Source organism: Peribacillus sp. FW305-BF15 (assembly GCF_058783805.1).
This window is the reverse complement of record NZ_JBYSYV010000026.1, coordinates 21,847-34,042: the sequence shown is the minus strand read 5'-3', so window position 1 is coordinate 34,042 and position 12,196 is coordinate 21,847. Positions and strand designations below refer to the sequence as shown.

Genomic DNA, 12,196 nt, shown 5'->3' with positions numbered 1-12,196 from the left:
TTACTCAACTCTGCTGGAGGGCTCTTTTTTTGCATATTATAAAAAAGTACCTGGGAATGCTAAAAACATTTCCTTGGAAGAAGAAACGATACAAGCAGTTGCAGGGGAGAGGGAATTCAGTAATTTTTATGTTTATGGAGGAAACTTTTCTACTTTTTTGAATGTGCAGTGAAAAATAAGGCCAAACGGATAATTTGTTTGCGGTCTAGATTGGTCGCTTTATAGATATTCACTATATAATTTTATATACGTCCGAGGGAAAAAAGGGGGTTTTATCTAAAATTCAAAACAGAGTTGATTGGAGCGTGTGTGCTAGACTCCTGCGGGAAAAGCACGTCGAGGGCGGACCCCCCGCGAAAAACGAGTGCCCTATGTTCCAAGCGACGTTCAAGGTTTTATAAAAATTGAGACAAACTTGTTCTTCAGCGAGTTCGTCTACAGTCTGAACTCAGTTCTTTCTTACTTTGGAACTGAGCTTTTTGTATTTCGCGTCAGATCATTTTTATTGTTGAGCCTATAATTAGCTTAATAGCGTATTTCGTAAAAGACACTTTTGCGAAGGGGCATTTTTTACAAAATGGCCTTATATTAATATCGCAAAAGTATAAACAAAAGAGAAGGTTAGTTCAATGATGAAAGTGGAAGTGAATCCAATTAATAGTATTTTTATGTTAAAGTTATACAGTTGATAATTTATTACATAATTTCAATAGGAAGGAACAAAATCTGTATGATAAAGGAAGGGTTAAATGGCGAAAAGAATATTAGGTAGTATGTTGTTTTTATTACTAGGCATGGTTAGTTTTACTTTTTTATCTGGCTTAAAAGTTGAAGCAGCAGATCAAGTGCATACTGTATCCTCTCAAGAAACGGTAGAATCGATTGCAGCGATCTATGATATATCGACAGAGCAATTGATGGATATGAATGGTTTACCGGATGGTAAGTTATATATTGGCCAGAAGTTAACCATTCAAAATGCTTATACTCCTTCGAACTATCAGTGGTCAGAGAGAGGGAAACAAATTGGGAATTACGCGAAAACTTTTACAGGATTTAAAAAAACGGCTGGACAAGAGACACCTTACAAAGGGTTTGATTCTAGCGGATTGATTCATTGGGTACTCTCCCGGCAAAAGGTGCCTATCGACCGTTTGTCAGTTGAAGGCTATTATAAGCAAGGAATGGATACAAATACTCCTAAGGCTGGAGATGTTATATTTTTTCTGGAAAAGGGGAGTTCAAAAGTCGTGACTGCTGGGATCTATCTGGGGGGAAATCAGTTCGTTAATTCTGGATACGGAGCGGAGACAGTTCAGGTGAGATCTACCATGGAAAAATATTTTGCACAATACCAAGCCGAGTATAAAACGTATACACCAAAAGGAGAGCATGTCGTTCAAAATAATGAAACACTTAAAAGTATCTCGGATAATTACGGTGTATCGGTGGATACAATCAAAAAGCGTAACGCGTTACCAACTGATAGCTTGATGCAGGGACAGTATCTTCAAATATACAGCAGTCCCTTGTATCCATTTTATGCAAATCAAGAGGCTTCGTATGATAAAGCTTATGATGTCATAAAGTATGCTTATACTCTACGTGGATTTACCTATGTTTTCGGAGAATATGATCCGATGATTGGAATGGATTGCAGCGGTTTTATCTATTGGGCCATGAAGGAGCAGGGCATTTCCCTTAAACGGGGTTCGGCAGCGGACTACTATTCCTTGCTGCCGAAACTCAGAGATCCAAAGGCAGGGGACTTAGTATTTTTTAGCGATACAGACTTAAGTCAAGAGATAACTCACGTCGGTATTTATCTAGGGGATGGTCGTTTTATTCATACAACAAGGAATACTGGTGTTCATATATCTGACCTTACTTCAAGTGATTTTAATAAGAAGTTCGAAAGTTTTGGGCAAGTTCAAATCAATATGGACTAATATAGACACGAGAGAGTTAGAATACTTGGATTTTCTAGTCATATTATCCCCTTAAGGTAGGCAGTGTAACAAGATCACGAACAAACGATGTTACAACTACTATCTTGAGGGGGGTTTAATGGCTTAAAAAGGGCAAAAGTTTTGTGGAATATACAAATGAAAAGAAAATGAAAGTTGTTAAGTTTTATTGGATATTAATAGGTGTTTTAACTGCAATAAGAATCGAAATTGTGGATTAGAAAAAAGTTGTACTGTTTTTCTTAATGAACTAAATGGGCAGTTAGTTGAAGAAAACTTTATTTTAATGGTTGTGGTAAAATTTTCAAAATGCTATTTTTAGAAGGAACTGACTGTGATATTGGAAACGAATATTAAAGATTAATCGAAAGATTTAAAAGTGTAAAAAGCCTTGGAGATAAAACGGTAAATCAATTATCCGAAAGGAAAATACATGGGACTCTTAAAATAGAGTCTGTTGCGGTAATAGTAAAGCATTTGAGTGGAAATATGATTTCACAAGGTGGAATGACTTTTTAACTTCAGACGGAGAAAAGGGATATAGAAATCGTGATGAAGAATTTATAGAAGATATATCTTCAAAATCCGAGCTAACTATTGTTTGGGAAAAGGATTGAAAATCCTAATTTGAAATATACTTCAGAAAAAAACTGTTTTCTTAACGGGTGCCAGAGAATTTTATCTTGGTATAATCCATATGGATATTTTTATTTACTTTCATAATTTCTTGCCACCAGCTTTTCTTGGTGAGATGATTAGATCCTTTTCCTATATTCATCGATTTCGGTTAACATAGCAGCTGTTTTTCTTACTCTTCGAGTTGTTGAGCCTAATACTTCCCGCAATCGAATGGCTTTGATCCTCTTGTCCCTATATCCTTAAACAATGCTTGTCTCGTTCTTTCCCTTACGTTATGAATGCGTATACTTCCAATTTTTGTGCGATTGATTGAATATTTAAAAAACATTTGTTAGTTTCTGTAGTTTTATATTAGATTCTGTGGTTCCTATGATAAATTAAAGGTGTTTTTTTGTAAGAGAAAATACGAAAAAAACAATATATGTGTTTTGGGGTTTTATGGTATGCAAACTTTAAAGAAAAGGTAGAAAGAAACTTTATAATTCTTGCAAATGGAAACAAACTTAAGAGGAGAAACCAATATGAATCATCTACAAAAGCAAATACTTTCTTTCCTTGAGGAATGCAATAGAGAAAGATGTGTAAGTAAAATTGCTGAAAAGTACGATAAAAATCTTGAAGTGGTAAGGGCTGAGTTAGTGATACTTGCGAACAAGAAGCTCATAGCTATCAAAAAGAGTACAACTGGGAAGATAAGCAGAGCAACGATTAGTCCAAAAGGTAAACAGTGCTTTAGGGAAGCTACTGCAATTAAGGGTTCAGTCCAAGAGCAAATCAATGAGTTGAAACAAAAGTTGTCAGCTCTGGAAGCCTCCTTCATACGTGCAAAAGAGAATCCAACTGGGGAGAATAAACAGTCACTATTGGATAATGCGAATACGGTTCAATCAGTGGCTTATGGATTAAACTCATTCTTTAAATTTGGATTGGATACCTTAAAGTAAACAATAACCTCAGAGGATAATCTGGGAACTCTTGTACATCTACATCATCAGGGACAAAACAGGCTAGCTCATGGGTTTATTGTCGAGGTGAGCTAGTTAATGAGATCCACCAAAAAAGGTCCGAGCCTGGTGGTATTGTTATCATCCATTATTTATTGTCAACCCCTTAAGGGAGCGACAGTCTGTGATGCACCGAGGCCGTTGGTGTCAGACTAACGAATGGGCTCTATTGGCACCATAGTTCATCGCCTTACTCACCCAGCCATAGAATGAGTATGGACGATTTTCCACGAATTTCATTCTGTTGGTGGAGCGCTGATTTTTGCGCTTAATGGATATGGCGGACATATTTGCAAGCTCTTGTCCTAATTCAGTACCAGTAAAGGTTGCTACAGATAGTTGAGTGTCTATTTTTTTGCTGTTGATTGTTTTTTGACATAGTAGAAAACCTCATTTAGATAAATTATAGCCAAGGGCAGAATAGCTTAATAAAAATAAGTAGATTAAGTGTGTTCAAGAAAGAATAGTTTGTGGAGTAATGAAAATAGAGAGTGTTATGTAGAAAAAAATGATGTATAAAATATAACAAACAAAAGAAAAAACCAGTTTTATTAGACTGGCTTTTTCATCTTAATATAACACTTTGTTAAATTCAGTTTTTGAGACTTACATGCTCAATCATCCGCTTCATTGCCTGAATTTGCCCCATATGAGTCGCTTCATGCATTAATGTTAAACCTGCAAGTTCTCCAACAGTCTTACATCCTAGAAATGGTGTATCCAAATCTTGATCTAGCTGTTCAGGAGGAATTTGCTTTAAACGAGTTAATTGATCTTTCAACTGTACAACCAGCTGATCCATAGCAGGTATATTCCCTGTCCAATCAGCTGGTTTTGTGCCATTCCCAAACAACTTTATATAATTCGTGGGAAGATGGGTTGTTACATTCGGGAAACCAAACATAGTTTGTTCTGTAATTGTCAAAACGTGACCAGTATGCCAATGAATTGTGTTATTAAAGCCTTCTGGCTGCACATCGTTTAGTTCCTTAGAAATGGACTCTACATTCTTGATGAAGTATTCTCTCGTCATCTCAAATTGCTTAAATACAAGTTGATTCATCTTTTCTCCCCTCTCACTAACAAAATCATCCATATTATACCAGTAAAAACCGGAAAAGAATATGGTTTGAATTTCCTGAAATGAGCTTTATTTCAACCGGTTCTTGTTCCGCAATAGGGAGCAATCTTTTATAAAGAATCGCTTTACTTATAGAACTATATTATTAGCATTCTTACAAAAATAAAAAGTCCCATGAGGTTTTTTGGGCTCAACTGAAAATTCGATAAACACAAGTTAAATGCTAAACGATAATTGTTATACAATTGTAAAATTATACAGTTTCATTTGCGGTATAATGGAAATTATTAGAAATGTATTCTGGTGTATGAATATTTACATATAAAGAGCTATTCATTCTTTAAATTTCAGAAATAAAAGGATCCAAACAATTTCTGAATAAAGATACCCTCAATAAAATTAACTATTAAAGTAATGTTTAAGGGTAAAGTGATTAAAAGGGAGGGGAATTGTTTTTGACTATAATAGATATTGACCAATTGCTTTTTGCTACTGAAGAACTTGCCGAAGAGTCAATTCCATTTCATCTCGATGCATTTGATATTGATCAATTATTAGATAAAACGAATAACTGGTAAAGAAAAGCATACGTGAAGTGAACTGCACCCTAATGGAGGTTGCAGTGGGGGTGGTCAATTTAAAGATGCAATTGGCTGGCTTCATCGCTCCTTTAACGATTGGTTTTGTCATAGACGCTTTCGATGGATCGTTTAATGGAGCTGTTTGGTTATTGGTTTCATTCGGAGTCGTATGTTTTATCGCTTTCATGACCTTGAAATCGGGTAAGGAAAATTTCATGACTGAACATCCACAAACAATTCCTGCTGTAAAATAGTTTGAAATCAATGCAGGAAAAAGTGGGTATGATTTATAAAAGTTTGTTCGAAATCATATATAGATAGTGCAAAAACTCTACCGGTTAGATCTTGAAAGCCTGATGTTACTGAATTTCAGCTAACAGGGCTTTTTATTTTTTTATACGCCATTACAATAATATTAATCAAACAGTATGCCCTGGCATTTTCCATGATGAATATATAACTTTTCTAATGTCTGCAATTAATCTAAATGGTGGACCTGTCAAAGGGAAATGAAAATACCATATCGTGCAGTAGAGTCCGAGGGAAGCATATGTATAACTTTGGTAAAATCAGATGAAAATAACCAATGTTTTTAAGGAGGAAGCAAATGAAAGTAAATAAAATACATCATGTAGCAATAATTTGTTCCGATTATGAAAAGTCAAAGAACTTCTATGTAAATATTTTAGGGTGTGATATCGAGAAGGAAACATATCGGTCAGAAAGGAAATCGTATAAATTGGACTTAATCGTCGGAGGGGAATATCAGCTGGAATTGTTCTCATTTCCTGATCCCCCGCATCGTCCTAGTTATCCTGAAGCTAGGGGGCTTAGACATCTTGCTTTTGAAGTGGAAGATATTAATCAAGCGATTGAAGATTTAGAAAAAGAAAACATTCCAGTCGAACCAATCCGTGTTGATGAGTTAACAGGAAAAAGGTTCACTTTTTTTAGTGATCCGGATGATTTGCCTCTTGAAATATATGAAAAATAGGGTGAGGTTACCTCTATTTCTTAAGTTGATTTCAAAGTTGAATACGATTAAAGAGGTTACTTATATCAATTAAACTATGAAGATTCCCTATGATATGTCGATACCATTAAGTTTGATCCACTTGTATTCCATATTTCGATGAGAGCTGAAATAATCACCGGCTATACTATCTGTAGATTGGTCATTTAAATATGTCAGGAGATAAAAAAATGAATGTTTACAAATTTACAGTGTTGATACTTTTAACGACATTTTTGATGGGTTCTTCTTTTGCAGTAGTTAAAATTGGTCTACCGTATTCATCCCCATTATTATTAGCAGCATTACGCTTCACACTTGCCGGACTCATAATGGCGATAATCGTAATCTTTTTAAAAAGACCGCACCCAAACTCTAAAGGGGATTGGATAAAAATGCTCATTATCGGCACTTTTCAAACAGCCGGAGTAATGGGGTGCATTTTCCTGAGTTTACGCACGATTACAGCAAGTGAATCCTCCATTCTTACATTCACGAACCCGTTGCTTGTTGTTGTATTCGGTACGATCTTTTCACAAACACGCTATAAACTATATCAATGGATTGGTGTTTTATTAGGATTAGTTGGAGTAATGATAACGATGGGCGCGCAACTTGAATTTAAGGTTGGTATTCTTTTCGGCATTCTTTCTTCTGTTTTCTGGGCGATTTCCACTTTATTGGCGAAAAAATGGGGGGCGATTTCCGATACATGGGTATTATCTGCCTATCAGATGCTTTTTGGCGGTTTACTGCTTTTGCTTGGCAGCTTTATTCTTGAAAAACCATTTTTCATACTGAATGGGAATTCGTTGTTCATTTTATTATGGTTAAGTATCATGTCATCGATCGTGCAATTTGCTGTTTGGTATTACCTTTTACAAAAGAGTGATCCCGGAAAAACAAGTGCCTTTTTATTTTTGGCACCTTTCTTCGGTGTATTATCAGGGTGGGCACTATTAGGTGAACAGATATACACTTCACTCTTAATTGGCGGACTGTTTATCATCATTGGCATCTATCTTGTAAATAGCAATTTCCAAAAGGAAAATAAATTCGTTAAAAGAGCTTTATAGTAATCACATGGATTTAAGCCGCTAAAGACAGAAAGTCCCTCATGGTGAAAAAGAACCTTTCTTTTTCATCATGAGGGATTATTAAATTATACCTCTATGCAAAAAACTTCTTTAAATCCTTCTTTCCCTTTAGGTGTGACTTTTACTGCGCGAATAGATGGAACACGGACTATCCAGCCTAAATCAAAAAAATGGGTAAGGATCCCATTCCCTAAAGCTCCGCCAAGATGATGGTGACGTTCACTCCAGTCTAAACATGAGTGGGAAAATGAACGGCGTTTTCTTCTTAAATCAAGTAAATCGATGCCGAATTCTGAAAAAAAATGATCTCCTTTGGGTGTAACTGTAAACTCTCTCTCTTCTTTTTTCAAATATCCGGCTTTCAACATCGATTCAGTTAATTGGACGCCTAGTTTTCCTGCCAAATGATCATAGCAAGTTCTGGCTTCCTGAAGCATTTTGACCTGACTTGATTGTTTTAACGACCGAACTTCAGGAGGTGGGGAAATGGCAAGAAACGATTCCAAAATGTGCGCAATTTCTCCATTTGCTAGCTGATAATAGCGATGTCGTCCCTGTTTTTCAACTATAACAAGGTTTCCTTCCACTAACTTAGAAAGGTGAAAGCTGGCAGTTTGAGGGGTTATTGCAGCCATCAACGCTAATTCACCTGCCGTATGAAAACGCCCATCCAGCAGACTTGCAAGTATTGTTGCACGTGACGTTTCCCCTAGGAGGGAGGCTATCTCCACCATATTTGGATTTATACTCAAAATAGTTACCAACCTTTCTGCCGATGGATTAGTTAATAAGCTGAACGCCAATTAATCAGCATTAAAAATAACTAGACTTATACTTCCATTATACAGTACCGCTTCCCCAGGATATTCGGTATATTCACGATTCCTGCTTTAATTAAATTTGAAAAAGAACCCTACAATAAAAGTGGATAGTGTTTATTTCGTATTTTTTCGGAGCATATATGCAGAAATGATAACTTGGCATTAAAGCAATGTATATGAAACAAGGAGACTGCCCAAAATCAAAAAATTCATCTATAAATTATTTAGATGCTAGTTAATCCTCAATCGAAGGAAATTAATGGTCTTTGCTTTTAGTGAACGTTTTTTAACATAACTTTTTTAAACGGTTAACTGTGGTTTTAATTTGGAAGCAGGAGAACTGTTTTTAGGCTAACTAGAAATAAGAATGAAATGGGAAAGGGTAAACCCCAGGTGTCAAGCACATTACATCTTGAGTCATTTCTACAAGGATTTTATTGATGAAATGAACGAGTTAAATTGGGGGCATCCGTTAAATTAGGTGCTTTTTTTATTAGGGAGAGATTATGAAATCAGGAGTGGCTAAAGAGAATACTGTAAAGAAGAAAGACTGTCTATCCTTTGGATAAGCGGTTTTTAATGAAGTATATTCTTTGTAAATTAGGCATACATTGGTACATGTTCACTAACAGTAAACGTTCCTTAATAGTCTTCCGAATAAATACCGGTGAATAGTCCCTTTTGTGAATTTAGTAGTTAAATAGGAGGGAATGAAGCGTATGAAAATGTCAGACGTTGGATTTAAAGGTCAAGTTTTTGGATTTATAAAGTTCACACCTTTTGTGGAAAGTTTTTTGTCTGGAGATTTATATATGAATAATTTCAAAAAGTATATTGATATAGAAAGTGCTTCAGGAGAAAAAGGTGTAGGAGACAAATTTGAAGCAACACATGTTTTTACGGAATTAACCATGAATTTTTTTACTCAAGATACCAATGAATTAATAATGTCGGGGCGAACTAAAAAATTGAATTTCAGAAAAAATATAAATGAAAAAAGACCATTATATTGTATGTTTGCAATTATTGGCGATATGTTAAAAGTGGTTAACGAGGATGAAAAATATTACTATACCAAATTTGATTTACCTAATGAACAAATCGATAAAATGATCAGGGAGTTCGGAGATAGCTTGATTTTTGTTACCCCATCGCAATTTATTGACAGAATTACTAGAACACTCAATGAAAAAGGTTATGCTTACAGAGGGGGCTTGGTGAAATATGATGATTATAACATCAATTCCTCAGCTAGGATGAGCTCTTATAAAAATCAAGGGACAGATATTTATTTTTGGAAAGATAAATACTTTGAAAATCAATATGAATATCGTATAGTTCTCACAGATCAAGAAGTTGATGAAGCCTTAATTGTGAACATAGGTGATATTTCAGACATTAGTACGATTTTTAATGCAAATGAATTTTTCAGTGATAAATTTGAAATAAGATTACGAAAGAAAGGAAATCTAAGCATCCATTAAATTGGGTGCTTTTTATATTTGCAGGATTAGGTGTGGAAATATCTATAAATCTGGACTACTTTTCATATCTTTAATTTTAAACCATTTATGGATCTTTTAAGTGACCGCCATTCAATAGAATCCAGAATACAGCAAAACTACCCAGAAAATGACGACTTTCTTCTATTATTATTTATAAAAAATAAAAAAGTATCATTCGCTATTAGATCATAAGGAATGTTTTGATGTTTGCTGCAGCTATTTGATCCGCTCTTATAGGGGAGTGACTTTTGAAGGTACTTCCTTTCGTGTTTGGCTCAACAGCTACCCCTTGACTAGGCTAATACACATCAATCGCAACCTGTTCTTCAAACGAAATCCCCTATTAGTTGTAGGGGAAGTAATGTTTTAATGCCGAATTTATTGCTTTTATTTTTAACAGCAAATTACTGGAAATCTGATGTAAATTCGTGTAATCTACAAAAGTATGTTTTTTTCCAAATCGTAAAGGGGGACCATAATTGAGTTCAACAAATCGTAAACAGACAACAATTGTTGCTCTTTTGCTTGCGGGTACATTCATTGCGATCTTGAATCAAACTTTAATGATTACCGCCATTCCTCCTGTAATGGAGGAGATGAATGTTACTGCAAATAGTGCACAGTGGCTAACAACCGTTTTTATGCTGGTTAATGGGATCATGATCCCTGTTAGCGCGTTTTTACTGGAGCGCTTTACCACCAGACAGCTTTTCCTTTCCGCGATGGGGATTTTTGCTATTGGTACATTGGTTGCTGGGCTGGCTCCTAATTTTGGAATGCTGCTGCTAGGAAGGATGATTCAGTCGAGCGGAGCAGGAATCATGCTCCCGTTAATGCAAACAGTCTTTCTAATGATTTTCCCTGTGCATAAACGGGGTGCAGCCATGGGACTGGTCGGGCTGGTCATTTCCTTCGCGCCGGCTATTGGTCCCGCTTTATCTGGCTGGGTTACGGAGACCTACTCATGGAGGGTGTTATTCTTTATCATTCTTCCAATTGCTATTATTGATATCATTGTTGCGTTCTTCGCTTTAAAAAATGTAACAGAAGTTACACGGCCAAAAGTGGATGTGCTTTCGATTGTTTTATCTTCCGTAGGTTTCGGTGGATTATTGTATGGTTTTACAGCGGCTGGTAATTATGGCTGGACAGACGAGAGTACCATCATATCCCTAGGCATTGGGACAATATCACTTGTTTGGTTCATCAACAGGCAATTGCGACTGAAACATCCAATGCTGCAGTTCCGTGTGTTCACGTATTCATTATTCCCGATTGCTATCATTATTGGAGCCATTACCTTTATGGGTCTGATAGGTGCCGAAACGCTCATCCCGCTATTTATGCAAAACATGCGAGGATTTACTGCCTTTGAAGCTGGATTAGCCATACTTCCTGGAGCACTTATTACCGGAATAATGTCCCCGTTCATTGGACGTATTTTTGACCGGATTGGGGCCAGGTGGCTGGTTATTGGCGGATTACTCCTCATAACCGCTTCATCCTTTACTTTTATCGATGTTGGTCCTTCGACAAGTTTTACATTTATTATGGCAATGTACAGTATTCGGATGTTCGGATTAGCCATGGTTATGATGCCTGTTTCAACGGCCGCCTTAAACCAGCTGCCTAAACGGTTAATCGCCCATGGTGCAGCAATGGATAATACGATGAAAATGATTGCCGCATCTGTAGGTACTGCAATACTTGTTACTGTGATGACATCAGCTACCGAAAATGCTCAGCAGCGTCCCGAGATAGTCCATCCTGATATGTATGGCGCGCAAATCTCATTTATTGTCATCGCTGTACTTTCGTTAATTAGCTTCCTCATTTCTTTTAAAATAAAGGATCAAAAATCAGCAGGAAAAGAGTTCGGGGAGAAGAATTAAAGGAATCCGGGTTTTTTAAGCTTGAAAAGAATCACAATATAGATTTCATCTACTTGTGATTCTTTTTAAACTATATCTTCTTTTTTTCGTCGCCAGGCTCCTCACCTTATTGAACTTCTTCAGTTTAATACGATTTTCTCGCAAATACTCGCTTATTCGCAGGGGTTCATTTTGAATGTAGGTTAACGGATATATGAAGTAACTTATGGACATAAGGCATCGTGAAATAAAAGAACAATGGAACTCCAGTTTTTACCACGTTATGAACATTTTCAAACGCCGCTCCTGGAGGCTTTCCCTCCCATGTCCTATCATTCCTACGTCATGCCTATCTAAGGGATTCTAAAAAAGAGGGGGAACAAGTCATCCAGATGATTTGTTCTCCCTCTTTTATCATTTTCTTTCTTTATAAAAAAAAGAAAACATACATGAATTAAATGTAGGTGTAATATTATCTTTTATTAAATCTGGACTATTTTTCAAATCCTTAATCTTTAACCACTTTCGAACTGGAGCTTTTAAGAGTGCGCCATTCTTTAAACAATTCGAAAAAAAGGCGTGATTTTGGAAGTGATCGAACACCCACGACTCCAATAT

At 36.2% G+C, this 12,196-nt stretch carries 11 protein-coding genes and 1 pseudogene; 10 read left to right on the top strand and 2 right to left on the bottom strand.

Features of this window, described 5'->3' with window-relative positions:
• The first annotated feature begins 749 nt into the window (after positions 1–749).
• The 4 genes and pseudogenes from AC3WLU_RS22095 to AC3WLU_RS22080 all read left to right on the top strand — a co-directional run bounded on the left by AC3WLU_RS22095 (position 750) and on the right by AC3WLU_RS22080 (position 3,550).
• Positions 750–1,949, top strand: a complete 1,200-nt coding sequence (locus AC3WLU_RS22095) for a C40 family peptidase (RefSeq protein ID WP_492597942.1) — start codon at positions 750–752, stop codon at positions 1,947–1,949.
• Between the two features lie 381 nt (positions 1,950–2,330).
• Entirely contained in the window at positions 2,331–2,486 is a 156-nt protein-coding gene (locus AC3WLU_RS22090; protein ID WP_463503063.1) for a DUF1572 family protein, read from the top strand.
• 35 nt (positions 2,487–2,521) lie between these two features.
• A pseudogene (locus tag AC3WLU_RS22085) lies at positions 2,522–2,584 on the top strand (hypothetical protein); the annotation flags it as partial.
• 543 nt (positions 2,585–3,127) lie between these two features.
• On the top strand, positions 3,128–3,550 hold the full coding sequence (locus AC3WLU_RS22080; RefSeq protein WP_492597941.1) for a hypothetical protein: 423 nt from the start codon (positions 3,128–3,130) through the stop codon (positions 3,548–3,550).
• Positions 3,551–4,202: 652 nt separating this feature from the next.
• Here AC3WLU_RS22080 and AC3WLU_RS22075 read toward each other — a convergent pair.
• Positions 4,203–4,673, bottom strand: a complete 471-nt coding sequence (locus tag AC3WLU_RS22075; RefSeq protein WP_191930299.1) for a DinB family protein — start codon at positions 4,671–4,673, stop codon at positions 4,203–4,205.
• 473 nt (positions 4,674–5,146) lie between these two features.
• Between AC3WLU_RS22075 and AC3WLU_RS22070 the strand changes: the two genes are divergently transcribed.
• The 4 genes from AC3WLU_RS22070 (at position 5,147) to AC3WLU_RS22055 (ending at position 7,360) form a co-directional block, all read left to right on the top strand.
• Positions 5,147–5,269, top strand: coding sequence for a hypothetical protein (locus AC3WLU_RS22070; protein WP_255294707.1), 123 nt, complete (start codon positions 5,147–5,149; stop codon positions 5,267–5,269).
• A gap of 44 nt (positions 5,270–5,313) precedes the next feature.
• Complete coding sequence (locus tag AC3WLU_RS22065) at positions 5,314–5,526, top strand: hypothetical protein (protein ID WP_187049169.1); 213 nt, start codon at positions 5,314–5,316, stop codon at positions 5,524–5,526.
• Between the two features lie 353 nt (positions 5,527–5,879).
• Complete coding sequence (gene gloA2, locus AC3WLU_RS22060; protein ID WP_063576747.1) at positions 5,880–6,266, top strand: SMU1112c/YaeR family gloxylase I-like metalloprotein; 387 nt, start codon at positions 5,880–5,882, stop codon at positions 6,264–6,266.
• A 209-nt stretch (positions 6,267–6,475) separates the two neighbouring features.
• Positions 6,476–7,360 (top strand): DMT family transporter, encoded by an 885-nt coding sequence (locus tag AC3WLU_RS22055; RefSeq protein ID WP_463502545.1) that lies wholly within the window; start codon positions 6,476–6,478, stop codon positions 7,358–7,360.
• Between the two features lie 86 nt (positions 7,361–7,446).
• On the opposite strand, the gene AC3WLU_RS22050 is transcribed toward AC3WLU_RS22055, so the two are convergent.
• Complete coding sequence (locus AC3WLU_RS22050) at positions 7,447–8,133, bottom strand: ArsR/SmtB family transcription factor (protein ID WP_411739847.1); 687 nt, start codon at positions 8,131–8,133, stop codon at positions 7,447–7,449.
• A gap of 788 nt (positions 8,134–8,921) precedes the next feature.
• Between AC3WLU_RS22050 and AC3WLU_RS22045 the strand changes: the two genes are divergently transcribed.
• Positions 8,922–9,686 (top strand): hypothetical protein, encoded by a 765-nt coding sequence (locus AC3WLU_RS22045; RefSeq protein WP_063576744.1) that lies wholly within the window; start codon positions 8,922–8,924, stop codon positions 9,684–9,686.
• 500 nt (positions 9,687–10,186) lie between these two features.
• A complete protein-coding gene (locus AC3WLU_RS22040; RefSeq protein WP_492597940.1) occupies positions 10,187–11,599 on the top strand; it encodes a DHA2 family efflux MFS transporter permease subunit in 1,413 nt (470 codons plus the stop codon).
• Positions 11,600–12,196 lie beyond the last annotated feature (597 nt).